This is a genomic window from Rhodococcus sp. RS1C4 (genome assembly GCF_002258225.1).
In the GTDB taxonomy this organism is placed as follows: Bacteria; Actinomycetota; Actinomycetes; order Mycobacteriales; family Mycobacteriaceae; genus Rhodococcoides; species Rhodococcoides fascians_E.
On the sequence record NZ_NOXZ01000008.1, the window covers coordinates 51186 to 74580 of the forward strand.

Genomic DNA, 23395 nt, shown 5'->3' on the forward strand with positions numbered 1-23395 from the left:
TGAAGTTTCGGGGTGGGCGTGTGACGGTCAGACGTTCTTCGGCGAGAAGAACTTCGAGACCAGCTTTGCGCCGATGTTGAGCAGGGCAATGATCAGGATCAGCGTCAGGGCTGCTCCCCACATGCGCTCGGAGGTGAGCGCGCCGGTTCCTGCTTTCTGCAGGTCGACCATCATGAGCGGCAGGGACGTCTGCGGCCCGGAGAACAGGTTGAAGTTGATCGCCGTGGCGGATCCCACCAGGATCAGCACCGGTGCGGTCTCTCCCATGACGCGGGCCAGGGCGAGCATGATGCCGGTGACGATGCCGGACAGTGCCGTCGGGACGACGATCTTGGCGATGGTCTTCCACTTGGGTACGCCGAGGGCGTAGGACGCCTCACGCAGGTCCTGAGGAACGATGCGGAGCATCTCCTCGGAGGACCGCACGATGACGGGAATCATCAGCAGGACGAGAGCGAACGACACGGCGAGGCCGGACCGTTCGAAGCCGAACGTGGCGATCCACAGTGCGTAGATGAACAGGGCTGCGACGATGGACGGAACACCGGTGAGGATGTCGACCATGAAGGTGGTCAGGCGAGCCAACCGCGTACCCGCACCGTATTCGACGAGGTAGATCGCGACGAACACGCCGATCGGGATGGAGATCAGGGCGCAGAACAAGCCTTGCGTCAGGGTTCCGACGATGGCGTGGTAGGCGCCACCACCGGCGATGAACTGGGTGATGCCTGCCTGCGAGTTCTGCCACCACGTCGGGGAGACGACGGCGGAGAGCCCGCGTGAGATCACCGTGTACAGAACCCAGACCAGCGGCACGAGCGCGATGAGGACGGCCAGGCTGACGAGGACGGTGGCAGCGCCGTTCGAGAACTTGCGACGCGCACTGACGCCCTTGAACGTGGGCTCTTTGACCGGGCGATCCATGGTTGCGGTCATGGCCTAGTCCTTCTTTCCTGCGATCGCGGCGCGAGCGCCTGCGTTGACCACGAAGGTGAGTACGAAGAGCACGAGGCCTGCGGCGATGTAGGCGCCGGCCTGCAGCTGGTTGTTGAACTCGCCTGCGGCAAGGGCAATCTTGGTCGCGAACGTGCTGCCACCGTCGAACAACGTCCATCCGAAGCTCGACTGGACGCTGCGGATGATGATGTACAGGGCGATGGTCTCACCGAGGGCGCGCCCGAGGCCGAGCATCGAGCCGGAGACGAAGCCGGACTTGCCGAACGGGATGACGGTGGTGCGAACGACTTCCCAGCGAGTGGCGCCGAGGGCGAGTGCAGCCTCGATCTGTCCGCGCGGAGTCTGTACGAACACCTCGCGGGTCACCGCGGCGATGATCGGCAGGATCATCACGGCCAGCACGATGCCGCCGGTGAAGATGGTGCCGCCGCCCGCGATGGACACCGAACCGGTGGAGAACAGCGGGAACCAGCTCAGGTTCTCGTTCAGCCACTCGGCGAACGGGCTGATGGCGGGAGCAAGCACGTAGAGGCCCCAGAGGCCGAACACGATCGAGGGAACCGCGGCGAGCAGGTCGATGACGTAACCGAGTGGGCCTGCGACCTTCTTCGGCGCGTAGTTGGTCAGATAGATCGCGATTCCCAGTGCCACGGGCATGGCCAGGATCAGCGCGAAGATCGACACGGTCGCGGTCACCAGGAACAGGTCGCGAATACCGAAGATCATCGCGGAGGTGTTCGAGGTGTTCCACTGGCCGTTGTAGGTCAGGAAGTTGACCGTGTTGTTCTGCAACGACGGGATCGCGCGCCACAGCAGGAACACGCCGATGGCCGCGATGAGAACGATGACGAAGACACCCGAGCCCGTGGCGAGGGTGGAGAAGATCCGGTCACCTGGGCGCGTGACGGTGCCGCCCTTGGCTTTTTTGTCGGGCAATTGCTTGGGTTCTTCCGTGTTCCGCGGCACGCCGCCCGCGGAAATGCTCGCCGCAGATGGTTCGCCGGTGATCGAGTGGGTGTCGCTCATACCGCTCACGTCTCTCGTTTGGTGGCTTAGAGAGACGGGAGTCCCACCCGGGCGCCGCGGCTGTTGCTCGCGGCGCCCGAAGCGGGGTCTCGTCTCAATTGAATCAGGCGATCGCGTTGATCGCCGTCTCGAGGCGTTCCTTGAAGGACTCGGGCAGCGGGACATATCCGGCTTCCTCGAGGCCCTGCTGGCCTTCGTTCGCTGCGCTCAGCAGGAACGACTTGACTGCTGCGGAGGTGTCGGCGTCGTAGCCGGCGGAGCAGACGATCTCGTAGGTGGCGAGAACCAGCGGGTAGCTGTCCGCTGCGTTCGACGCGTAGAGAGCGTCGATGTCGATTGCGAGGTCGTTGCCTTCACCGGAGAACTCGGCGGTGTCGATGGCTGCGCCTGCGGTCTCGCTGGACAGCTCGACGGGTCCGTTGCCGAAGTCGACCGCGGCGGTGCCGAGGCTTTCCTGGTCGGCGAAGCCCTTCTCGACGTAGGTGATGGAACCGGGGGTGGCTGCTACGGCCTGAGCGACGCCCGAGGATCCGTTGGCGCCTTCACCGACTCCACCGGCCCAGTCCGAGCTGTGGTCGAGGGTCCATGCCTCGGGTGCGGCTGCGGAGAGGAAGCGCTGGAAGTTGTCGCTGGTGCCCGAGGAATCGGAGCGGTAGATCGGGGTGATCGGGGTGGACGGCAGGGTCGCACCCTCGTTCAGTGCGGCGATCGCCGGGTCGTTCCACGTGGTGATCTGGCCGGTGAAGATACGTGCGGCGACGTCCGGGCTGACGACGAGGTTGTCGACGCCTTCGACGTTGTAGGCAACGGCGATCGGGCCGAAGACGAGGGGGAGGTTCCATGCCGGGTTGCCCTGGCAGCGCTCGGCTGCTGCTGCGGCCTGCTCGTCCTTGATGGTCGAGTCGGAGCCGGCGAAGTCGACGAGGCCCGCGACGAACTGGGTACGGCCGTTACCGGAACCGCTGGTCGTGTACTCGACGGCCTGCCCGGCGCAGACACCGGAGTAGATGGACGTGAAGTTGGACATCGCGTTCTGCTGAGCAGACGATCCTTCACCGGTCAGAGGGGTCTTGCCCTCACACGTTGCTGCCGAGTCCGTGCCCGCAGCAGATTCGACGTTCGCGTCACTGCCACATGCGGTCAGCAGCATGGCGCCGATCGCCACTGCGCCTACGAGAGACGCGCTGCGCTTGAGCTTCACCTGTTTCCTCCGGGGAATCTTGTGCCGTGTCTCGTGTCCGCACTCGGGTCGTGCGTGTCACGAGGATCGAGGTGCCGGCCCGTTTGTCGTTCCTCGCACCGGGCGGCGTCGGCGCCACCCGCTGGAAAAGGTAAGGGCCGCCGGTGGACGGCTACCCCCGGGTTGGTTAACGGAAGATGAACAGAGTGGGCTGTATGTCCGGTTCTACGGACGTGCGTAGGCGACGTCGGTATGGAAACGCGTGAAACCGAGTCGCTCGTAGGTGTGCACGGCGGCAGCATTGTCCGCTTCGACGTACAGGAGTACGTCTCGCAAATCCCTGCCACGCAGGTAGTGCAGGCCCGCAAGCGTCAGCACTCGGCCGAGCCCTCGGCCCTGAGCCTCGGGGTCGATGCCGACGACGTAGACCTCGCCGATCTCGTCTTCCCCCGCCTCGGCGGGGTGGACCTTGGTCCAGTGGAAGCCGAGGAGCGTGTCGGTCCCCTCCTCGAACGCGAGGAACACTCCGGCCGGGTCGAACCAGGCCTCGTCACGCCGTTCGGCGATGTCCTTCTCGGTCCATCCACCCTGCTCGGGGTGCCACGAGAACGCCGCGTTGTTGACGCGGAGCAATTCCGCGTCGTCCTGATGCCCTCGATACGTCCGAAGCGAAACATTGTCCGGCACAGTGACGTCCGGCAACGCAGGCTCGGCGAGCGGACGCCTGAGCTGAAGCAACTCGCGAGCGACCGACAGCCCGAGCGTGGACGCCAATGCCCGTGCGGCATCGATGTTTCCGTGCGCCCAGATCCGGGCCCCGGCCCCGCCGTCGGCGAAGGATCGGTCGATCAACTGTGTTCCGATTCCGCGAGTGCGGAACTCCGGGTCCACCACGATCTCGGTCATCGTGGGCGATCCGGGAGCGGTGCCCGCGTACCCGACGACGCGTGAACCGGCCGTCGCGACCAGATGGGTCGTGTCGTCGCCGGATCCGACGGATTTCAGTGCCTGTTCGGACAGCGGCGCCGTGCCGTCGACCTCGGTTGCGCGTGCGGCGATCGCCCGGATCTCGTCGACGACGTCTGGCGCCATCTCCGCGGAATCGATGCGAGCGATATCGATCGAGAGAGTCATCGTCGGTCAGTTCGTACTTCCGTTTGTCGCGCCGCCCAGTGAACTGAACTCGGCGCTGTCCGATTCGTTGTCGTCGTCGCCGTCGGGAGTCGCCGGGCCTCCCTTGGAGCTACGGCTGGGTCGCACGGCCTTGTAGCCGACGTTGCGGACGGTGCCGATGAGCGACTCGTATTCGCTTCCCAGCTTGGCCCGCAGACGCCGGACGTGGACGTCGACGGTTCTGGTGCCTCCGAAGAAGTCGTATCCCCACACTTCCTGGAGCAGCTGGGCACGGGTGAAGACACGTCCCGCATGCTGGGCCAGGTATTTGAGGAGTTCGAATTCCTTGTAGGTGAGGTCCAACGGTCGACCGCGCAACCGGGCCGTGTAGGTGCCCTCGTCGATGACGAGCTCACCGAGCGTGATCTTGCCCGATGCCTCGGGACTCGCGATGCCGCCCGACCTGCCCACGAGGAGCCGCAACCGCGCGTCGATCTCGGCGGGGCCGGTCCCGGGGAGCAGGATGTCGTCGAGACCCCACTCGGAGTTGACCGCGACGAGGCCGCCTTCGGTGAGCACCGCGACCACCGGAATCGCGGAACCGGTGCTACCGAGCAGCCGGCACAGTCCGCGCGCTGCGGCGAGGTCGGTACGGGCGTCCACCAGCGCGATGTCCGCGGAACCTGCCTCGAGCAGCGAGGAGACCTCGGTCGGAGCGGGCCGCACGTGGTGAGCCAACAATGCCAAAGACGGCAGTACGGCCTCCGGGTTCGGATCGGAGGTCAGAAGCAAGAGCTCCATTCAGCCTCCATTCTTACCGCTGTCACTCAAAGACTCCTTCGCCGAGGTCGAGTCCTTGTTCAGGCAACAAGACTAACCCGTCCGACATACCTGTCGCGTGCCGCCGTGCCCGAAAGCCCCGGCGGGCATCGGTCACAATGGGCGTCATGCGCAAACTGATCATCGGACTCGTGAGCCTGCTGGCACTTGCCGTCGTCGTGGACTTCGGAGCGGCCGCGTACTCCGAGTACCGCGTCTCACGCGCAATCCGCGACGGCGGAGATCTGACCTCCGACCCACAGGTGATCGTCCACGGGTTCCCGTTCCTGACCCAGGCCGCCGACGGCAAGTATCAGAACGTGGAGATTCGAGCCCAGGACGTACCGACCGACTACGTGGAGTCGACGACCATCGAGGCCAACCTCCGCGGCGTCGCGGTACCCCTCTCCGACCTCGTCGACGGGTCGGTGGGAGCAGTGCCCGTCGACGAACTCGACGGCCGAGTGCGCATCGAGGCGACCGACCTCGGACGGTTCCTCGGTATCGTCGACCTGCAGGTTTCCGCTCCCCCCGCGGACAAGTCGGACGGCACGGGCGGGTCGGGCGGCTCCGGTATGACCACGAACGGCGGCGTCGTCCTGACCGGCACGGTGCCCGTGGGTCCGATCGAGACCAAGGTCGCCGTCCAAGCGGACCTCATCCTCGACGGTGACAGCGTCGACATCGTTGCGAGCGACTTCTACTTCGGCCCGGAGGGGAACGCCGATTTCAGCATTCCGGACTTCGCGAAGCCTGCGGTTCTCGGGCTCTTCACCAAGACCATCGACAGGCAGACGCTGCCGTTCGGGATTCTGCCAACCGATGTCTACGCCGAGGGTTCGCAGATCGTGATCGAGGGCAATGCAAAGGACGTGACCATCGATCTCGAGCAGATCGAGAAGCCATGACCGGAATCACAATTCTCGTGGTGACGCTCGTCGTCGCCACGGTTGTCGGGCTGGTCCTCCGGCATCGATCCGGCAGGGTGCAGGTCACCGAGTCGCACGGTTCGATCGATCGCCGCGCGCTGCTTCTCGACGCCGGGGCCGTGCCGGGCGCGGCAACGGTGCTGCACTTCTCGGCGGAGTGGTGCGGTCCGTGTGCTGCTGTCCGCCGGGTCGTCGACCAGGTGATCGGCGGCTCGACCGACGGAGGAACACCGCCGAGCGGGCCACGTGAACTCGAGGTCGACATCGACGCTCACCCGATGCTCGCGAAGGAAATGGGCGTCCTGTCGCTACCGACGACGTTCGTGCTCGACGCCGAGCTGGTGGAACGAGCCAGGATTTCCGGCGTTCCGAAGGCCGACGCCCTGCGTTCCGCCCTCGAGAACCTGTAGTTCTGCTGGTCCGCGACGTCCGGTAGGATGCACGGTGTGTTCACCGCCCACGAGCTGATGCTCACCAGTCGCCGCACGGTCGATCTGTGCCGACTGGGCGGTTGTTGCTGTCGCTGCCACTGATCTCACCGCCGGCCTCGTGGCCGCGCATCCATCCGGTTCGAGATCGTCGGCGAATCTTTCGTGTTCGCCGCGCCCATGCAGTTGTCTGTCATCAGCCCAGCACGCAGGAGCACGCCGTTGTCCCCAGAATCTCCATCGCCCACAGCTTCTTCCGCCGCAGTCGACCAGGTCGATGTTCGGGGGCCACGCTTCGCGGCGTGGATCACCACGGCTGTCCTGGTACTCGTTCTGGTTCTGTCCACCTTCCAGACCACCGCTGCTGCGGTGCTCCTGGCAGTACAGGCCGTCGTGTTCGCGATCGGCGCTGCGCGGGGGCCGAGGAAGAGCCCGTACGGGGCGTTCTTCGGACACCTCGTCGCGCCGCGACTCGGACCGACCACCGAACGTGAACCCGTCGCACCGCTGAAGTTCGCTCAGCTCGTCGGCTTCCTGTTCGCTGCAGTCGGCGTCCTCGGCTTCGCGCTCGGCGCTCCCCTCGTGGGAACGATCGCGACCGGCTTCGCGCTGTTCGCGGCGTTCCTCAACGCAGCCTTCGCGTTCTGCCTGGGCTGCCAGATCTATCCCCTCGTAGCGCGACTGCGGACACAATCCGCACGCGCTTGATCGCTCGACCCCTCCACCGACCGAAGTAACGCAAAAGATCGAAAGGAAACCCATGGCTCGCTCCGACGTCCTGGTCTCTGCCGACTGGGCCGAGCAGAACCTGAACGCCCCGAAGACCGTTTTCGTCGAGGTCGACGAAGACGCAAGCGCCTACGACGGCGGTCACATCGAAGGCGCAGTGAAGCTCGACTGGCGCAAGGACCTCCAGGATGCGGTTCGTCGCGACTTCCTGAACCAGGAGCAGTTCTCCGATCTGCTCTCGTCGAAGGGCATCTCCAACGACGACACGGTCGTCCTCTACGGCGGCAACAACAACTGGTTCGCTGCATACGCGTACTGGTACTTCAAGCTGTACGGCCACAAGGACGTCAAGCTCATCGACGGTGGACGCAAGAAGTGGGAACTCGACGGCCGCCCGCTGTCGAAGGACGTCGTCACCCGTGACGCCGCGCAGTACCGCGCCGAGGCTCCCGACCTGTCGATCCGCGCGTTCCGCGACGAGGTCATCGACGCGATCGGCAACAAGAACCTCGTCGACGTGCGGTCGCCCGACGAGTTCTCCGGCAAGATCCTCGCCCCCGCCCACCTCCCGCAGGAGCAGGCACAGCAGCGCGGCCACGTCCCCGGCGCCATCAACATCCCGTGGAGCACCACTGCCAACGAGGACGGCACCTTCAAGGACGACGACGCTCTCGAGGCGCTCTACAAGGAAAAGGGATACGACGACGGCAAGGCCACCATCGCCTACTGCCGCATCGGCGAGCGTTCGAGCCACACCTGGTTCGTGCTGAAGGAACTTCTCGGCAAGTCGGACGTCAAGAACTACGACGGCAGCTGGGTAGAGTACGGCTCCCTCGTCGGAGCACCCATCGAGTTGGAGGTTCACTGATCATGTGTGCTGCACCCGTTCAGGGCCAGGCCATTCCGGCAGGCGTCGACGTCGAGAAGGAAACCGTCATCACCGGTCGTGTCCTCGGAGGCGACGGGGAGCCTGTGGGCGGTGCGTTCGTGCGCCTGCTCGACGGCACCGGTGAGTTCACCGCCGAGGTCGTCGCGTCGGGCACCGGAGACTTCCGTTTCTTCGCAGCTCCCGGCAATTGGACGCTGCGTGCACTGTCGGCGTCGGGCAACGGCCAGGCCGACATCGCGCCGGAGGGCGCAGGCATCCACTCGGCGGACGTGACCGTCGGAGTCTGATCTCTCCCGTAGACCGAAAGAACCCCCGCACCGATCGGTGCGGGGGTTCTTTTCTGTGTGGTGTCAGCCGTGCGTCGTCTCGGGAACGATCTCGGTCTTCGGCTCGGTCGACGGATCCGGCACCACGCTGTACTGCGGCGGGAAGACTCCGGGGGGAACCAGATTCAGCGACTCCAGGAACGCACCCAGATCGCTGTCGCGCGTGACGGTGCCCGGGGTGGGCAATGTCTGCGGATTCGGCTCACGCGCAGCCTCGGGGAGGGACTCCGCATCCCGGGCCGGAGCCGGGTCCACCTCGGAAGGCGCCAGGGGTGCGTCGTTGGTGTTCTTGCGTTCGCGTTCGGTCTGCGCCAGATCGGTCACCCAGGCGACGATCTTCTCGCTCTCCCATTCGCGGCCGTCGCCCGGATTGTTGTTCCAGTACAGGAGGTGCTGGAGGAAGCCGATGAAGATGTACGGCCCGACGACGACGTCGACGATGCCCTTGTTGTTCTCGACGAGGCCCTCACCCTCCTGGCGGAGCTTCTCGCGCACCTTGTCCGCACCGGGGCCGAGGGCCCAGTTGAGATCGGCGAGGAGCTGGTCGGGAGTCAACTGCTCCCAGGCCTTCTGTTCGTCGACCTCGTAGAGCTGATCGGACACCTTGAGCAGAACTTCGAGCAGCGTCTCGTCGGATTCGAGCCAGTCCTTGTTGGTGGCGATGTCGACGATGGCGCGGGTGGCGATGGAGCTCACGGCCCGCGCGAAATCGGCGACGGTCTGCAGCGGGTTGAGAATCGTCAACCGCATCTGCCCGAGAATGCCGAGAGCCAACTGCAGCGCGACGATGTTGTCCGGCGCGTCGCAGGCCAGATCGTACGGTCGGCACGACCATGTCACCTTGTCGTTCAGCGTTCCGTAATCCTTGGCGGTCTGCGACTGGAAGCCACCGTCGGTCGGGCCGGGCTCGTCGAAGTTCGGCACACCCGCCGGCCGGTACGGCGCACCGATCATGACGACTCCTGCGATGTCGTCGCCGGTGACCAGTGCGTTCGGATCACGATGGCCGAGCTCCATGGAGACGCGTTCGATGACTTCACCGCCGACGCTGTAACCGAGCAGGACGAACTTGGTGTTGTCGCCGCACTTGGTCTTGTACTCGTCGAGCAGGCGGTTGGTGGAGGCGATGCCCTCTGCGACGGACTGTTGGTAGGTGTCGACGTCGGAGAGCACGCCGACGCCGTAGGTCGACGGGTACGGAACGTAGAGCCAGCCGACTGAGCCAGGGCTGTTCGCGTTCGTTTGCCCGACGGGCAGTGTGACATTTCCCACCCAGTTCGACGCCGGGGACCGCGGCTCCTCGTTCAGGGGGTCGCGGTCGGCGTCGGAGTCCGTCGCACCGGAGACTGCGAGCATCAGCACGTCCGGGCAATCCTGGGCGTAATTGTTGGGGTCGATGTTCGGTTCGTCCGAGGATCCGGAGGACGAACCACTGTCCGCAGAGCCGCTGTCCGGGGCAGCGGAGGCTGCGGCGGGAACCACCAACAGCAGGGCCGTTGCAATTGTCGCGGTAGTGAACAGCCAAGAGCCAGCACGTGATCGGCGCTGCATGTACGGGTCCTTCCCCAGAACTTCGAAACGTTTTCGACAGCCGTCAGCGCCGGATCTCGATACTCCCCCGACCCGACGCCAGAAGAAACGTACCGTGCAGAACGCGATCTGTAGAGACGGGACGTGAATCGGACCATTCCTGTGGGCGATCGTCAGTGAGAAGCCACTATTGCGGTCACGACAATGTCGGGGCGCGGTTCGATCCTGGACCTGGCTGGGGTTAAACTCGGCGACGTGGTCATCTTCTTCGAGGTACTGCTCGCCGTCGCTGCAGTCGCCATCATCGCGTTCTCGCTCTATGTCGTCTACCGCCTGGTCACCGACGAATCGTGAGTGATCGCGCCGCCGACGAATCGGACGAGACCCGGTCTGCCAACGAGGCCATCGCCGAGGCAGCCGAGAAGTTCGCGTCCTCGTCGACGCGCAACATCCCCACGCTGCCGGATCTGCCGCATCCCGAGGACACGGCGAATCTGCGGCTGGGGCCGGATCTCAATCCCGCGCTGCTCGCACTGCTGCCGCTCGTCGGCGTGTGGCGCGGCGAAGGCGAGGGCCGCGACCCGGAATCGGGCGAGGAGTACGCCTTCGGTCAGCAGATCGTCGTCTCCCACGACGGCGGCGCGTACCTGGGCTGGGAATCGCGGTCCTGGCGTCTGGACTCCGACGGCAACTACGCGCACCCCGATCTCCGCGAGACGGGCTTCTGGCGGGTCAGTGGCGGCGACGGAGAGAAGGGCACCGAGAACGAAGAGGTCATCGAACTGCTTCTAACTCACAGCACCGGCGTCGTCGAGCTGTACTACGGCCACGCACTCAACCAGTCGTCGTGGGAACTCGCTACCGATGTCGTCATCCGGTCGACGTCGGGTGCGCTCGTCGGCGGCGCGAAGCGCCTGTACGGCATCGTCGAAGGTGCGGATCTCGCCTACGTCGAGGAACGCATCGGAGCCGACGGCGAACTCGCACCGCGGCTCTCCGCTCGGCTCGCCCGGTACATCGGCTGATTCAGTACATCGGCTGATTTCAGCCCTACACACCATGAGCATGCGAACGGCCCCCGAGCCATACCTGCGCTGATGCAGGTCTCGGTCGGACGGACCGAGAGCTCGGGGGCCGGGTAGCTGCCGTGGATTCGCTCGCCGCTCGCGCGGTAAAAGAATCCGTCAGCGGTAGCGGCTAGCTGGCAGCCACCTCACGCGTCCTAGAGTTCTTCAACTTCAGACCACCTCCTCTCTCGTGTACTCGACAACGTACGCCCGGATTTCGAGGCTCGCAAAGGGTTTTTTCGAAGTTCGGCCGACAGCGAACGCCCGAGGTCCACGACCTGGTCCGCACGGGTGTCCGGCGGCAGCTGGTGAGTGACGAGAACAACCGTTCTGTCCTCGTCGACGAGGCCGCCGTCGCGATCGAGCAACCGCCGGATCAAGTCGGAACCGGACACGTCGTCGAGGTGTTCGGTCGGCTCGTCGAGCAGCAGTACCGGCGCGTCCGACAGCAGGGCGCGTGCCAGCAGTAGGCGTCGACGCTGACCGCCGGAAAGAGAGGCAGCACCGGCGACGAGAGTGGTGTCGACGCCGTCCGGGAGCTGGTCCAGCCAATCCCCCAAGCCGACCTTCGTCAGCGCCGCTCGTGCCTGGTCGGCGTCGACGTCGCCTCGGACGACCCGAAGATTCTCGAGTATCGACGTCTCGAACACGTGGGCGTCCTCGGCGAAGAACCGTGCGCCCGGCAGTTCTGCATCCCCCAGTCCACCGTCCGACGGCACGAGCCCTGCCAGTTCCATGAGCAGTGTCGTCTTGCCCACGCCGCTCGGCCCGACGACGGCGATTCTGGCGGCGTCGTGCGGTCCCTGAAGCGCCGCGCCTGTGCCCACCCGCCGAGGCTCGGGCGCGTCGGCGTCGTCCAACAGCGTCGTGATGCGCGACGCGGACAGACGCGCGCGCGTCAGAGTCACCGCTGCGGCGGGCAGGACCGATGTCGCTTCGAATGCCGCCAGTGGAACCAGCACGATGATGGCCAGGGCCATGGGCGACAGGGCGCTACCGGTGCTGCCGTACAGCGAGATTCCGACGAGCAACGATCCGAGCACGGATGCGCCGATGGACAGTGGGAGAGCCGCGTCGGCGAAGGCGGTGGGCATCGATGCGCGGTCGCGGGCGGTCACCGCGGCCCGGTTGGCGGCGGAGGCGTCGGCGAGGGTTCGTGTCAGCGTGCCCGCGACTCGCAGTTCCGGTGCGTGGTCGAGCGCGCGTACCGCGATGAGGGTGAATTCGGTTCGTGCGGCGACGCCTTCGGTTTCGGTGATCAGGGCTGCGCGTGCGGCCAGGATCGGTGCGACGACCCCGGCGAGCAGCAACGCGAGAAACAGGATCAGCGCCGCGCTCGGCGAGATCAGTGCAATCAGCACGGTTGCGCTGATCATCAGTATCGCGGACACGCAGATCGGAACGAGGGCGCGTACGACGACGTCGCCCATCGCGTCGATGTCGGCGCCTACCCGTGCCATCAGGTCGCCGCGGCGTAGGTCCAGAGTTGCGCGAGCATTGCCGTCGGCGAGTCGCTCGTACAGCCTGGTGCGTGCCGATGTCATTCCGCGGAGGGCGGTGTCGTGGGTGGCGAGGCGTTCGAGGTAGCGGAAGACGCCACGGGAGATGCCGAGGGCTCGCACGGCGACGACGGCGACGGTCAGGTCGAGCACCGGCGGCATCTGCCATGCTCGCGTGATCAGCCAGGCGGAGACGGCGGCGAGCGTCAGAGCGCTGCCCAGAGTCGCGACGCCGGCAGCCACGCTCGTCGCCACTCTCGCGGGCCGCAGTTCGAACAGCGCGAGTGCTCGTCGGAGATCGGTGTACATCTACGCGGCCCTCACGTTCACCACGACGTCGGCCCACGCCAGAACCGACGGCCGGTGCCCGACGACTATCACGGTCTTTCCCTGGTCGGCGATCTCGCGCAGGGCGGTGAGGACACGTGCCTCGGCTGCGTCGTCGAGATGCGCGGTCGGTTCGTCGAGCAGCAGGACGGGTTTGTCGGTGGACAGGACCCGGGTCAGGGCGAGCCTCTGCACTTGGCCGAGGGACAGGCCGACGCCGCCGGTGCCCACTCTCGTCTCCCATCCGTCGGGTAGTTCGGCGAGGACTCGGTCGAAACCGACTGCGGCAGCGGTGTCGCCGAGCAGATCGATGGTGCTGCCGGTGAATTCCAGGTTTTCCCGCAGGGTTCCCGGTACCAGTACGGGCCGTTGCGGCAGCCAGGCGATCTGATCCCACCACGATCGCAGGTCGAGGCTGCGGGCGTCCACGTCGCCGACGACCACTCGGCCCTCGCACGGCTCGGTGAGCCCGAGCAGGATGTTCAGCGCCGTCGATTTCCCTGCACCGTTGGGTCCGGCGAGCACGGTGACGGTCCCCGGCGCGATGTCGGCCGAAAGTTCGTACGGTGCAACGGTTCCCTCGGATTCCCGTTGCCGAGTCTGTCCGCGGGCTACGCTCCTCGCGGACACCGATTCGAATCGGATTCCGGTTCCTGCGGCGTCGACGACGGCCGTTCCGGATGCGGTCGGTGCCCGTCGGTCCAGGATCGCGAATGCTCTGTCGGCGGCGGCAACTCCGTCTTCCGCGGCATGGAACTGGGCTCCGACGCGACGCAACGGCACGTACACCTCCGGTGCGAGTACGAGTGCGATGATGCCTGCCTCCAACGCCATGTCGCCGAACACGAGTCGCAGTCCGATACTGACGGCGACGAGGGCAACGCACAGCGTCGCAAGCAATTCCAACACCATCGAGGACAGGAACGCGATCTTCAGTGCCCGCATCGTCGCTCGGCGGTGCGCGTCGCCGAGCGCCTGGACTCTCGCCGCCGGGCCACGCTCGCGGCCCAGTGCGCGCAGCGTCGGAAGGCCGGCGACGAGATCGAGCAGTTGCGCGGACAATCTCGTCATCGATTCGAGCGTCTTCTCCGCGCGCCCCTTGGTCAGCAATCCGATCAGGATCATGAAGATCGGGATCAGCGGGAGAGTGAAGAAGATGATCAGAGCCGACGTGAGATCCTCGGTGAGGATGACCACGAGCGTGATGGGGGTGAGTGTCGCGGCCAGCACGAGCGACGGCACGTATCCGGTCAGGTACGGCGCGAGGCCGCCGAGTGCGCGCGTCACCACGATCGCGATCGACTCGCGTTCGGAGTCCAGGTCCCGGGGATCCATGTGCGACGCCGCATCGAGGACTTCGTTCTCGATCTCCTCCACGACTCGTGACGCGGCACGGTGGCCGTACCGCGCTTGCAACCACGCCGCGAGGGTGCGAACGACGATGGCGCCCAGGAGAATCCACAGCTGCGCTGCCCAGTCGGACATCTCGCGGGCGTCGGAGGTGATGACGCCCGCCAGGACAGTGCCGAGCATCACCGCGGACACGACGACGGCCGCGGTGTCGATCAGGGCGAGTACGACGATGAGGACGAGGTACCGACGTGCGGATCGCGAGTAGCGCCACAGCCGTGGGTCCACCGGTCCGCGGCCGGCCGTGACAGTCGTACTCACTTGGAACGACCGAGCGACAATCCGATCGAATCAGGAATGTGAGCGGTGGAAATGCGCTTGCGGAACACCCAGTACGTCCAGGCCTGGTAGCCGATCACGACGGGCGCCATGAACGCTGCTGCCCAGGTCATCACCTTCAGCGTGTACGGACTCGACGACGCGTTCTCGACGGTGAGACTGAAGGCGGGATCCGTCGTCGACGGCATGACGTCGGGGAACAGTGACCCGAACAGCAGCACGACGACGGCGATGACGGCCACCGTGGTGAACACGAACGCCCACCCTTCGCGGACCTTGGCCGTCAGCGCGACCACCGCGATCAACGATGCCGCGGCGACGCCGACGAGAATCCACGTCCACGTCGTGCCGTGGGCAAGTTGGGTCCACAGGGCGAATCCGCCGCCGACGATCAGAGCTGGGATCGACAGCCGCACAGCCATTCTCACCGCATCCTCGTGGACGTCGCCGGAGGTCTTGAGCGCAATGAAGACCGCTCCGTGGAGCGCGAAGACCAGTGCCATCGTCGCGCCGCCGAGCAGCGCGTACGGACCGAGCAGGTCGAGAAGCCCGGCTGTGACCTTCTTGTTCTCGTCGATCGCCACCCCGCTGACGATATTGGCGAACGCCACTCCCCACAACACTGCTGGCACCCACGATCCGATACCGATACCCAGGTCGCACCGCCGACGCCACACCGGATCGTCGATCTTGCCGCGGTACTCGATGGCGCAGATCCGCAGGATCAACGCGACGAGAATCAGCAGCAACGGGAGGTAGAAGCCGGCGAAGAGCGTGGCGTACCACTCAGGGAAGGCCGCGAACAACGCCCCGCCCGCCGTGATGAGCCATACCTCGTTGCCGTCCCAGACCGGCCCGATCGTGTTGAGAACAGCCCTGCGCCTCTTCTCCCCCACCCCTGCATCGGCGTGACGGCCGAGGAAAGGCATGAGCATTCCGACGCCGAAGTCGAAGCCTTCGAGGACGAAGTATCCGATGAACAGGACCGCTATCGCGATGAACCAGAATTCTTGAAGTCCCATGGTCGTCTTCCTCTAGTACGCGAACGAGAGTTGTTCGGAATCGACGTCCTCGTGGGGGTGCTCGTCGTGTTCGAGCGGTCCTTCGATCACGTAGCGCCTGATCAGGAAGAACCAGACACATCCGAGGGCGGCGTAGAGCAGTGTGAAGGTCACGAGCGAGGCGACGACCAGACCCACCGGGTGGTCGGACACGCCTTGGTCCACGGTCAACCGAATCTGGTCGATTCCGTTCAAATTCGGTGCCACCACCCACGGTTGGCGCCCCATCTCGGTGAAGATCCAACCGGCACTGTTGGCGAGGAACGGCGTCGGAATCGCGGCGAGGCTGAGCCACGAGAACCATTTCTGGTCCGGCACCCTTCCGCCGCGAGTGACCCACAGGCCTGCGAGGGCAAGCAGTGCCGATCCGGCGGCGAGGCCGATCATCATTCGGAATGCCCAGTAGGTGACGAACAGGTTGGGCTTGTAGTTACCCGGTCCGAACTGCTGCTCGTACTGTTCCTGCAGTTGGTTGACCCCTTGGACCGTTGCGCCGAAGTCGTTCTCGGCGAGGAAGGACGTCAGTCCGGGGATGGAGATCAGGTGTTCCACCGACTCGCAGTTGTTGTGGGTTCCGACGGTGAGAAGCGAGAACGATGCACCGGTCTCCGTATCGCACAACGATTCTGCCGACGCCATCTTCATGGGCTGCTGCTCGAACATCAGCTTGCCCTGGATGTCTCCGGTGATCGCGAGTGCGCCGCCCGCGACGATCATGACGACGAAGGAAAGCCGAGCCGCAGGACGGAACATGCTGCGCGAGTTGTCGCTTCGCCCCTCGCCCGTCGATGTGCCGCGTGCCTCACGCACCATCCACCAGCCCGAGATGCCTGCCACGAAGGTCGCAGCCGTCAGGAACGCGCCTGCGACAGCGTGTGGGAATGCCGCGAGTGCGGTGCTGTTGGTCATCAACTCCCAGATGCTCGTCAGTTCGGCACGACCGGTCTCGGGGTTGAAGCGTGCGCCGACGGGATGCTGCATCCAGGAGTTGGCGGCGATGATGAAGTAGGCCGATGCGTTCACGCCGATCGCGACGAGCCAGATGGTGGCCAGGTGAACGAGTTTCGGCAGTCGGTTCCAGCCGAAGATCCACAGGCCGAGGAACGTCGATTCGAGGAAGAATGCGACGAGCCCTTCGAGCGCGAGGGGTGCTCCGAAGACGTCGCCGACGAACCGCGAGTACTCGCTCCAGTTCATTCCGAATTGGAACTCCTGAACGATTCCGGTGGCGACGCCGAGGGCGAAGTTGATGAGGAAGAGCTTGCCGAAGAACTTGGTGAGGCGGTACCAGGAGTCCTTCCCGGTGATGACCCACATGGTCTGCATCGCCGCGATGATCGGTGCAAGACCGATCGTGAGCGGCACCAGGATGAAGTGGTAGACGGTGGTGATTCCGAACTGCCACCTCGAGACGTCCAAGGCGTCCATGGCTACTCCGAACTCTCGGCCCGCGGGGAAGATACCGCTGCTTACGGGCGTGCCCCAGCGAGTTCGAGAGTACTACTACGCGTAGTAGTAGCTCAAGCGTCGGCGGCGGAGTCTCCGATCGATTCGACCGCCAGATCGACCATGGAACGCACGTCCTCGGCGATGGCCGGGACCGGATGTTCGACGCCGTTGAGCGTCGTCACGCGGGCGGCGAGGGTGATGCTTGAGATCAACCAAACACCATCTGCTGCAACGAGATCGGCAGGGTACACGTTCGCACGCTCGCAGGTGTACCCCTTGCTCGACGCGACCTGGAACAGTGCGTCGACCGTGGTTCCCGCGAGAATGCCCTGCTCCACCGGCGGTGTGACGAGAGTCTTACCGCGTGCGAGCACCACGGTGGACCGCGGACCCTCCAGCACTCGCCCTTCGCTGCTGGTGAAGATGACGTCGTCGGCTCCGAGACGCGCCGCGTGCCGTAGTGCTGCCATGTTGGTCGCGTAGGACAGCGTCTTGGCGCCGAGCAATCCCCACGGCGCAGACGCCGCGTAATCGACCGAGTAACCGCGGTTCAACGTGACCACCGAGACACCGTCGTCCCGCGCTTTCGTCACCCGTTCGTTCAGCGGCCCCACCGTCGCATAACCCGTCGGTTCCCCTCCGCTCTCGCGACCGCGGCTGAGCACGAGCCGCAACGCACCCTCCGCGTCGGACGTCCGGGTCCATTCGTCCACTGCGAGGCCGACGACGAGACGCCACGAATCCAGGTCCGGTGTCGGCAGGTCGAGGGCAGCGGCCGACGCCGTCAAGCGGGCCAGGTGAAGTTCGACACCGCACGGCGCTCCGCCGCGTACCAGGAGCGTCTCGAACACCCCGTCTCCGCGTACGGCCGCGAGATCGTCCGCATGCAGCAGCGGAGCGTCCGCGTCGTGAACCTGCCCGTCCAAGGTGACTACTACGCGATCCGACATGAACGCAGCCTACGTGGGCCCTGATGTCCGTTTTCACGTCCCGCGACGACCCGCTGTCACCGTGTCGACCTACTATGGAGGACGTGTCGGATACTGCTGTGATCGCACCGAGCCCACTTCTGACTTTCCCCGACGCCGTGCCGTCCCCGGAGAACACGCCGGACAGTGCCGTCGCGTGGCATTACGGAAACCCGTTCGGCGAACAACGGGACGCGGTGTCGAACGCTGCGGTGATCGACCGATCCCATCGCTTCGTGATCGCGATCAGCGGTGAAGAGCGGCTGACCTGGCTCAACACCATCTCCAGCCAGCTCGTGTCGAATCTGCCCGACGGGCACTCCGCGGAGAACCTCTCGCTCGACGTCAACGGGCGCGTCGAGCACCATTTCGTGCAGACCGATCTGGACGGTGTCACGTGGATCGACACCGAAGCCGCGCACGGCCCGGACCTGTTGTCGTTCCTGAAGAAGATGGTGTTCTGGTCCAAGGCGGAACCCCGTGAAGGCAGCGAACTCGCCGTGCTGAGCCTGCTGGGCGCCGAAGCCGAGGCTGTTCTGCCCGCCGTCGGCGCGCCGGTGCCCGCGGAGGTCTACGACGCCGCCCCGCTCACCGGTGGCGGTTTCGTACGCCGCATGCCGTGGCCGGGCCGCAACGCCTTCGACCTGCTGGTTCCCCGGGCCGCGTTGGTCGAGTGGTTCTCCAGGCTGCGCGACGCCGGCGCCTCTCCCGCCGGAACGTGGACGTACGAGGCCCTACGCGTGGAGTCGATCCGGCCTCGAGTCGGCGTGGACACCGACGAGAAGACCATCCCGCACGAGGTGCGGTGGATCGGCGGTGTGACCGAACTCGGGGCAGTTCACCTCGAGAAGGGCTGCTACCGAGGACAGGAGACGGTGGCTCGGGTGCACAACCTGGGGCGGCCGCCTCGCCACCTCGTCCTGCTTCATCTCGACGGTTCCGCGGACGGCCGGCCTGCCACCGGGGATGCGGTGACCGCGGGTGGTCGCACGATCGGTCGCCTCGGCACCGTCGTCGATCACTTCGAACTCGGTCCGGTTGCGCTCGCGTTGGTCAAGCGCACCGTTCCTGCGGGAACCGAGCTCACCGCCGGTCCGTGTGCGGCCTCCATCGACCCGGATTCGATTCCCGACTACGACGACGTCCAGGCCGGCCGCGCCGCCGTCGACCGACTTCGCGGGCGATGATCGCTGGGCAGGTCGACGCGGTGTGCGTCGTGCACGCGGACGTTCCGGTGGGCCGTCGAGGCGTCGTGAACAGCGCCATCGACAAGCGGCCGGTCGATCACCCGGTGCTCGTGCACGCCGACGGGGTGACCGGTGATTACAGCCTGGACACCAAGTTCCACGGCGGCGGCGATCAAGCCGTCTACGCCTACGACTCGGCGGAGGCCGATCGGTGGGCTGCAGACCTGGGCCGGGAGATTCCGCCCGGGTGGTTCGGCGAGAACCTGCGGACGTCCGGGATCGCGGTCACCGACGCCGTCGTCGGTTCGCGGTGGCGTCTCGGTGAGGTGGTTCTCGAGGTGACCATCGCGCGCAAGCCGTGCTCGACGTTCGCTCGGTGGGTGGGCGAGCCCAACTGGGTCAAACGGTTCACCGAGCGTGGCGACGTCGGGGCCTATCTGCGGGTGATCACGCCGGGCGCTCTCGAAGGCGGTGTCGGCATCTCGGTGGAGGATGTGCCGTCGCACGGAGTGACCGTTCGAGACCTGTTTCTCGGCCGAAACCCCGAGGGTCTGACGGAGCTTCTCGGTCGCGGCGATCTGCCGGTCAAGGTGGAACGGGACGCCAAGCTCGCGCTCCGAAAACATACCCAATCGTGATTCTTACCGAGACTGAGCACATTTTCGCAGGTTGCGGGCACTGCCTGCGCCGCTGAGATGAAGCAAACAGGCCGGACACGTACTCCGTATGAGCATCCGAGCGATTCGCGCGCTAGAGTGTGTGCCAGGAAGAAATACCAAATCTAACGGGGCGCCCAAATTTCCCCAGGCCGCCCCGCAAGTCCGCGAGGGGGCAACGCCATGGGCCGAGGCAGGGCTAAGGCAAAGCAGACAAAGGTCGCTCGTGAGCTGAAGTACAGCTCGCCGACAACGGACTTGGAGAGTCTGCAAAGAGAGCTCTCCGGTCATTCGTCCAACTCCCACCGTGGCGGTATCACCTCGGGCGGCATTTCCTCTTCGGACGCGGACGGCTATTCCCGCGCCGAAGAAGACGAATACGAGGACTGGCGACGCTGACAGCGAGTTGACAACGAAGTGAGGGGGAGCCGCACGGCGGCTCCCCCTCATTGTCGTTCGTGCTGGTCGCTCAGAAGCGTGGGTGGTTACCCAGCAGAAGCGCTCGCTCGGTCGCGGACTTGTCGCTCGACTTCTTGACCGTTCCCAGAGTCCAGCAGTCGATGTGCCGCGCCGTCAACACGGCCAGTGCACGGTCGACGTCCTCGGGTGCGACGATGGCGACCATGCCGACGCCCATGTTGAACGTCTGCTCCATCTCGGCGCGCTCGACGCGGCCACGCTGGGCGATCAGCGAGAACACCGGCGCTGGGCTCCACGTCGTACGGTCGAGTTCTGCGACGAGGCCTGCAGGCATCACACGTCCGAGATTGTTGGCAAGCCCGCCGCCGGTGACGTGGCAGAACGTGCGCACGTCGGTTTCCGCGGCGAGTGCAAGGCAGTCCTTGGCGTAGATCTTCGTCGGCTCGAGCAATTCTTCGCCCAGGGTGCGGCCGAACTCCTCGACGTGCCCGCCGAGGTCCATGTGGTTGATCTCGAGCAGAACCTTGCGCGCCAGGGAGTATCCGTTGGAGTGCAGTCCCGACGAGCCCATCGCGATCACGACGTCACCGGGACGCACACGGTCCGGTCCGAGGACTGCATCAGCCTCGACGACGCCCACGCCGGTGGCGGAGAGGTCGTAGTCCCCGTCGGCCATGAGCCCGGGGTGCTCGGCCGTCTCGCCGCCGAGGAGCGCACAGCCGGCGATGACGCAGCCCTCTGCGATGCCCTTGACGAGTTCTGCGACCATCTCGGGGACGACGCGCCCCACGGCGATGTAGTCCTGCAGGAACAGCGGTTCGGCTCCGCACACGACGAGGTCGTCGACGACCATCGCGACGAGGTCGAGCCCGAGGGTGTCGTGCTTGCCGAGCGCCTGCGCGACGGCGATCTTGGTGCCGACGCCGTCGGTGGACGCAGCGAGAATCGGTTCGCGGTAGTCACCCTTGAGCGCGAAGAGGCCGGCGAATCCGCCCAGGCCACCCATGACCTCGGGACGCGATGCCTTCTTCGCCAGCGGCGCGAACAGCTCGACGGCCCGGTCACCCGCGGCGATGTCGACGCCGGCCGCAGCGTAGGAAGCACCACCCGAGGAGGTTGCGCTCTGTGGTCGGGTTTCCTCGGTCATGCGGCTCCAGCCTTGTACTCGTGATCGTTGCACACCAAATGCGCGCAATTGCGCTCTAACGGTACCGGAGTCCGATCCGTCGATGCAGGATGCCGTGGATGTAGCCGAGACTATTTAGTTCGCGTAACGTTCTTGTTGCGTCGATGTGCCGGTCGGGGGACTTCGGACCAGGAGGCAACATATGTGCGGAATCACGGGATGGGTGTCCTACGGGCGGGATCTACGTGGCGAAAATCGAACACTGCGCGCCATGACCGACACCATGACCCGACGAGGACCCGATGACGAGGGACTGTGGACGTCCGAGCACGCAGCCCTCGGGCATCGTCGCCTCGCCATCATCGACCTACCCGGTGGCCATCAGCCGATGATCCACCGCAGGCTCGACGGCACCGAAGCCGTCATCGTCTACAGCGGCGAGACCTACAACTTCCGCGAGCTCCGCGGAGTGATCGGCGGCGACTTCCGAACCAGCAGTGACACCGAGGTGGTTCTTCGCGCCCACGAGAAGTGGGGCGAGAACGCGGTCCCACAACTCAACGGCATGTTCGCGTACGCACTGTGGGACACAGCAACCGAGGAACTCCTCCTCGTCCGCGACCGCCTGGGCGTCAAGCCCCTCTACTACCTCGAAACCGAGGACGGAGTCCTGTTCGGCTCCGAACCGAAAGCGATACTTGCCAATTCACTGGCCTCCAAGAACGTCGGTATCGACGGTCTGCGTCGACTCCTCGGTTTCGTCGCCGATCCGTCGAACGCGGTGTTCGACGGTATGAAGGAAGTTCCGCCCGGTCACGTCGTTCGAGTGACCGCGCACGGTGCACACGAAGTGAAATACTGGGGCCTCGACGATCACGAGCACACCCATGACCTCGACACCACGATCCGCACGGTTCGAGAGCTGCTGGACGACACTGCATCTCGCCAGCTCATCGCCGACGTTCCTCTGTGCACACTCCTGTCGGGAGGGCTCGACTCGTCGGCGTTGACCGCACTCGCGGCCGGCCGGCTCGCCGCCGAGGGCACAGGACCTGTGCGGTCGTTCGCGGTCGACTTCGTGGGGTACGCGGACAACTTCGTCGCCGACGGTCTCCGCGACGCGCCGGACACGAAGTTCGTGCAGGACGTGGCCCAGCACGTGGCGTCGGACCACCGAGACATCGTGCTGAGCAACGACGACCTGCTCGATCCGGTTCACCGGGCAGCCGTGCTGGCCGCACGGGACTACCCGGGACTCGGCGACATGGACACCTCGCTGTATCTGCTGTTCAAGGCCGTACGCGAGCAATCGACGGTGGCGCTGTCCGGCGAGTCCGCGGACGAGGTGTTCGGCGGGTACGCCGATTTCCACGACCCGAACGTGGTTGCCGCCGATACGTTCCCATGGCTGGCCGGGTCGATGGCGCAGGGCAGGGACACGACGTCGCCGTTCTCGCTCGATCTGCAACGTCAGCTCGACATGGAGGGGTACTACGAGAATGAGTATCGGCGGGCGCTGGCGGAAGTTCCGAGACGACCCGGTGACGAGGGCCTGGAAGCCCGGATGCGCGAGATCTCCTACCTCTATCTGACTCGCTTCCTTCCGTTGCTGCTCGAGCGCAAGGACAGGATGAGCATGGCCGTGGGGCTGGAGGTTCGGGTGCCGTTCTGCGATCACCGCCTGGTGCAGTACGTGTTCGGTACACCCTGGGCGTTCAAGACCTTCGACGGCCGCGAGAAGAGCCTTCTGCGTGCCGCGACGGCGGATCTACTGCCGCAGTCGGTCGTGCAGCGTGTGAAGAGCCCGTACCCGAGCACCCAGGATCCGCAGTACTCGAAGACGATCCTGCAGGAGCTCGGCGCCGTTCTGGACGATTCCAACGCACCGATCGCGGCCCTGCTGGACCGAACCGGCGTCGAGAAGATCCTGGGCGCTCAGAACGATCCGCACGCCCGGCATGCCGCGGAGCGGGTAGTCGGCATCAACTCCTGGCTGGCCGATCACACCATCAGTCTGTAG

At 65.5% G+C, this 23395-nt stretch carries 22 protein-coding genes; 10 read left to right on the top strand and 12 right to left on the bottom strand.

Annotation, left to right across the window (positions count from 1 at the left end; translation table 11 throughout):
* Positions 1-27 precede the first annotated feature (27 nt).
* The 5 genes from pstA to CH289_RS02820 all read right to left on the bottom strand — a co-directional run bounded on the left by pstA (position 28) and on the right by CH289_RS02820 (position 5077).
* Positions 28-936, bottom strand: a complete 909-nt coding sequence (pstA, locus tag CH289_RS02800) for a phosphate ABC transporter permease PstA (protein ID WP_020111542.1) — start codon at positions 934-936, stop codon at positions 28-30.
* Between the two features lie 3 nt (positions 937-939).
* Positions 940-1983: a phosphate ABC transporter permease subunit PstC gene (pstC, locus tag CH289_RS02805; RefSeq protein ID WP_020111543.1), complete on the bottom strand. Its 1044-nt coding sequence runs from the start codon at positions 1981-1983 to the stop codon at positions 940-942.
* A gap of 103 nt (positions 1984-2086) precedes the next feature.
* The gene (pstS, locus tag CH289_RS02810; protein WP_019667349.1) at positions 2087-3184 is read right to left on the bottom strand and encodes a phosphate ABC transporter substrate-binding protein PstS; all 1098 of its coding nucleotides are present in this window, start codon (positions 3182-3184) and stop codon (positions 2087-2089) included.
* Between the two features lie 204 nt (positions 3185-3388).
* On the bottom strand, positions 3389-4297 hold the full coding sequence (gene mshD / locus CH289_RS02815; protein WP_037164937.1) for a mycothiol synthase: 909 nt from the start codon (positions 4295-4297) through the stop codon (positions 3389-3391).
* A gap of 6 nt (positions 4298-4303) precedes the next feature.
* Entirely contained in the window at positions 4304-5077 is a 774-nt protein-coding gene (locus tag CH289_RS02820; protein WP_033190675.1) for a winged helix-turn-helix transcriptional regulator, read from the bottom strand.
* Positions 5078-5223: 146 nt separating this feature from the next.
* On the opposite strand from CH289_RS02820, the gene CH289_RS02825 reads away from it, so the two are divergent.
* From CH289_RS02825 to CH289_RS02845, 5 genes are all read left to right on the top strand, one after another.
* A complete protein-coding gene (locus tag CH289_RS02825) occupies positions 5224-6003 on the top strand; it encodes an LmeA family phospholipid-binding protein (protein WP_026348174.1) in 780 nt (259 codons plus the stop codon).
* Complete coding sequence (locus tag CH289_RS02830) at positions 6000-6434, top strand: thioredoxin family protein (RefSeq protein WP_037184800.1); 435 nt, start codon at positions 6000-6002, stop codon at positions 6432-6434. Before CH289_RS02825 ends, CH289_RS02830 begins: the two co-directional genes overlap by 4 nt.
* Before the next feature lie 183 nt (positions 6435-6617).
* Positions 6618-7160 (top strand): DUF4395 domain-containing protein, encoded by a 543-nt coding sequence (locus tag CH289_RS02835; RefSeq protein ID WP_020111546.1) that lies wholly within the window; start codon positions 6618-6620, stop codon positions 7158-7160.
* 52 nt (positions 7161-7212) lie between these two features.
* On the top strand, positions 7213-8049 hold the full coding sequence (locus CH289_RS02840) for a sulfurtransferase (protein ID WP_019667355.1): 837 nt from the start codon (positions 7213-7215) through the stop codon (positions 8047-8049).
* Positions 8050-8051: 2 nt separating this feature from the next.
* Positions 8052-8357, top strand: coding sequence for a DUF1416 domain-containing protein (locus tag CH289_RS02845; RefSeq protein WP_019667356.1), 306 nt, complete (start codon positions 8052-8054; stop codon positions 8355-8357).
* Positions 8358-8420: 63 nt separating this feature from the next.
* Here CH289_RS02845 and CH289_RS02850 read toward each other — a convergent pair whose 3' ends face one another.
* Positions 8421-9947, bottom strand: a complete 1527-nt coding sequence (locus CH289_RS02850) for a cutinase family protein (RefSeq protein ID WP_094713083.1) — start codon at positions 9945-9947, stop codon at positions 8421-8423.
* Between the two features lie 329 nt (positions 9948-10276).
* Here CH289_RS02850 and CH289_RS02855 point away from each other — a divergent pair, with 329 nt between their 5' ends.
* Positions 10277-10951, top strand: a complete 675-nt coding sequence (locus tag CH289_RS02855) for a heme-binding beta-barrel domain-containing protein (RefSeq protein WP_019667359.1) — start codon at positions 10277-10279, stop codon at positions 10949-10951.
* A gap of 197 nt (positions 10952-11148) precedes the next feature.
* On the opposite strand, the gene CH289_RS02860 is transcribed toward CH289_RS02855, so the two are convergent.
* The 5 genes from CH289_RS02860 to CH289_RS02880 form a co-directional block, all read right to left on the bottom strand.
* On the bottom strand, positions 11149-12801 hold the full coding sequence (locus CH289_RS02860; RefSeq protein WP_094727195.1) for an amino acid ABC transporter ATP-binding/permease protein: 1653 nt from the start codon (positions 12799-12801) through the stop codon (positions 11149-11151).
* On the bottom strand, positions 12802-14490 hold the full coding sequence (gene cydD / locus CH289_RS02865; protein WP_020111549.1) for a thiol reductant ABC exporter subunit CydD: 1689 nt from the start codon (positions 14488-14490) through the stop codon (positions 12802-12804).
* On the bottom strand, positions 14487-15530 hold the full coding sequence (gene cydB, locus CH289_RS02870) for a cytochrome d ubiquinol oxidase subunit II (protein ID WP_094727197.1): 1044 nt from the start codon (positions 15528-15530) through the stop codon (positions 14487-14489). The genes cydD and cydB overlap by 4 nt, the downstream gene beginning before the upstream one ends.
* A 12-nt stretch (positions 15531-15542) precedes the next feature.
* Positions 15543-16997, bottom strand: a complete 1455-nt coding sequence (locus tag CH289_RS02875) for a cytochrome ubiquinol oxidase subunit I (protein ID WP_020111551.1) — start codon at positions 16995-16997, stop codon at positions 15543-15545.
* A 92-nt stretch (positions 16998-17089) separates the two neighbouring features.
* Positions 17090-17968, bottom strand: a complete 879-nt coding sequence (locus tag CH289_RS02880; protein WP_094727199.1) for an aminodeoxychorismate lyase — start codon at positions 17966-17968, stop codon at positions 17090-17092.
* 74 nt (positions 17969-18042) lie between these two features.
* On the opposite strand from CH289_RS02880, the gene ygfZ reads away from it, so the two are divergent.
* The 3 genes from ygfZ to CH289_RS02895 all read left to right on the top strand — a co-directional run bounded on the left by ygfZ (position 18043) and on the right by CH289_RS02895 (position 20228).
* Positions 18043-19173 (top strand): CAF17-like 4Fe-4S cluster assembly/insertion protein YgfZ, encoded by a 1131-nt coding sequence (gene ygfZ, locus CH289_RS02885; RefSeq protein WP_094727201.1) that lies wholly within the window; start codon positions 18043-18045, stop codon positions 19171-19173.
* A complete protein-coding gene (locus CH289_RS02890; protein ID WP_094727203.1) occupies positions 19170-19811 on the top strand; it encodes an MOSC domain-containing protein in 642 nt (213 codons plus the stop codon). The genes ygfZ and CH289_RS02890 overlap by 4 nt, the downstream gene beginning before the upstream one ends.
* Before the next feature lie 201 nt (positions 19812-20012).
* On the top strand, positions 20013-20228 hold the full coding sequence (locus CH289_RS02895; RefSeq protein ID WP_080732843.1) for a DUF3073 domain-containing protein: 216 nt from the start codon (positions 20013-20015) through the stop codon (positions 20226-20228).
* A 70-nt stretch (positions 20229-20298) separates the two neighbouring features.
* On the opposite strand, the gene purM is transcribed toward CH289_RS02895, so the two are convergent.
* Entirely contained in the window at positions 20299-21396 is a 1098-nt protein-coding gene (gene purM, locus CH289_RS02900) for a phosphoribosylformylglycinamidine cyclo-ligase (protein WP_019667367.1), read from the bottom strand.
* A 181-nt stretch (positions 21397-21577) separates the two neighbouring features.
* On the opposite strand from purM, the gene asnB reads away from it, so the two are divergent.
* Positions 21578-23395: an asparagine synthase (glutamine-hydrolyzing) gene (gene asnB, locus CH289_RS02905; RefSeq protein ID WP_080748807.1), complete on the top strand. Its 1818-nt coding sequence runs from the start codon at positions 21578-21580 to the stop codon at positions 23393-23395.

Bases quoted from the DNA above. Each gene is read 5' to 3' on its own strand.
- pstA (WP_020111542.1), bottom strand. From the start codon at position 936: ATGACCGCAACCATGGATCGCCCGGTCAAAGAGCCCACGTTCAAGGGC.
- pstC (WP_020111543.1), bottom strand. From the start codon at position 1,983: ATGAGCGACACCCACTCGATCACCGGCGAACCATCTGCGGCGAGCATT.
- mshD (WP_037164937.1), bottom strand. From the start codon at position 4,297: ATGACTCTCTCGATCGATATCGCTCGCATCGATTCCGCGGAGATGGCG.
- CH289_RS02820 (WP_033190675.1), bottom strand. From the start codon at position 5,077: ATGGAGCTCTTGCTTCTGACCTCCGATCCGAACCCGGAGGCCGTACTG.
- CH289_RS02825 (WP_026348174.1), top strand. From the start codon at position 5,224: ATGCGCAAACTGATCATCGGACTCGTGAGCCTGCTGGCACTTGCCGTC.
- CH289_RS02830 (WP_037184800.1), top strand. From the start codon at position 6,000: ATGACCGGAATCACAATTCTCGTGGTGACGCTCGTCGTCGCCACGGTT.
- CH289_RS02840 (WP_019667355.1), top strand. From the start codon at position 7,213: ATGGCTCGCTCCGACGTCCTGGTCTCTGCCGACTGGGCCGAGCAGAAC.
- CH289_RS02845 (WP_019667356.1), top strand. From the start codon at position 8,052: ATGTGTGCTGCACCCGTTCAGGGCCAGGCCATTCCGGCAGGCGTCGAC.
- CH289_RS02850 (WP_094713083.1), bottom strand. From the start codon at position 9,947: ATGCAGCGCCGATCACGTGCTGGCTCTTGGCTGTTCACTACCGCGACA.
- CH289_RS02860 (WP_094727195.1), bottom strand. From the start codon at position 12,801: ATGTACACCGATCTCCGACGAGCACTCGCGCTGTTCGAACTGCGGCCC.
- cydB (WP_094727197.1), bottom strand. From the start codon at position 15,530: ATGGGACTTCAAGAATTCTGGTTCATCGCGATAGCGGTCCTGTTCATC.
- CH289_RS02875 (WP_020111551.1), bottom strand. From the start codon at position 16,997: ATGGACGCCTTGGACGTCTCGAGGTGGCAGTTCGGAATCACCACCGTC.
- CH289_RS02880 (WP_094727199.1), bottom strand. From the start codon at position 17,968: ATGTCGGATCGCGTAGTAGTCACCTTGGACGGGCAGGTTCACGACGCG.
- ygfZ (WP_094727201.1), top strand. From the start codon at position 18,043: ATGGAGGACGTGTCGGATACTGCTGTGATCGCACCGAGCCCACTTCTG.
- CH289_RS02890 (WP_094727203.1), top strand. From the start codon at position 19,170: ATGATCGCTGGGCAGGTCGACGCGGTGTGCGTCGTGCACGCGGACGTT.
- CH289_RS02895 (WP_080732843.1), top strand. From the start codon at position 20,013: ATGGGCCGAGGCAGGGCTAAGGCAAAGCAGACAAAGGTCGCTCGTGAG.
- purM (WP_019667367.1), bottom strand. From the start codon at position 21,396: ATGACCGAGGAAACCCGACCACAGAGCGCAACCTCCTCGGGTGGTGCT.
- asnB (WP_080748807.1), top strand. From the start codon at position 21,578: ATGTGCGGAATCACGGGATGGGTGTCCTACGGGCGGGATCTACGTGGC.